At 65.7% G+C, this 600-nt stretch carries 1 protein-coding gene; it reads right to left on the bottom strand.

All coding sequences use genetic code 11. From position 1 onward, the window contains the following. Nucleotides 1-69: 69 nt before the first annotated feature. The coding region (locus tag AC4FS3_RS29105) for an autotransporter outer membrane beta-barrel domain-containing protein (RefSeq protein WP_491023435.1) at nucleotides 70-600 on the bottom strand (531 nt) is incomplete at its 5' end.

The following is a 600-nucleotide window of genomic DNA, read 5'->3' as shown; positions in this document are numbered from 1 at the left end:
CGGCAGATGTAAAAAGGGCCGCCCCGATGGGACGGCCCTTTATTTTGTCGTGGCGCCGTCAGGCGGCGGTTACCACTGGTAGCGGACGCCGCCCTTGATGGAGCTGTTGGACAGGTCGCGGTTGAACTTGTAGCTCGCGCTGACGAAGCCCGACCACCCGGTGTTGGCGCCGTACACGTTGAGCGTTCCCGCGATCTCGCCAAACGCGCCGCGGAAATTGTCTTCGACGCCAAGCGGAACGCCGTCACTCAGGATCAGCGCCTTGTTGACGCCCCGGAACTCGTTCCAGACGCGTCCGGTCAGCGAGGCCTCCAGACGGTAGGCGTCGTTCAGGACCATGTTGCCGCCGACGCGGGCGCCGAGGCTGCCGCGCAGGCTGTCGTTGGAGCCGAATTTGGCCATCGCCCCAGGCAGCGCCAGCAGGCGGTCGAGCGTGGTGCGCGCATAGGAGAGCGTGGCCACCGGTTCGATGAAGGCGTTGGCGCCCAGGTTGAAGCGATACCCGGTGTCAACCGTGAAGCCGAGCGTCGTCGTGTTCAGCCCCTGCATGGTCGCGAGCGATGGCGCCCGGTAGTCCATGTTCAGCAGGTCCACCTTGGC

Source organism: Pseudogemmobacter sp. TB195, from assembly GCF_058313095.1.
The sequence above is the reverse complement of the archived record's forward strand: the minus strand, read 5'-3'. Positions and strand labels throughout refer to the sequence as shown.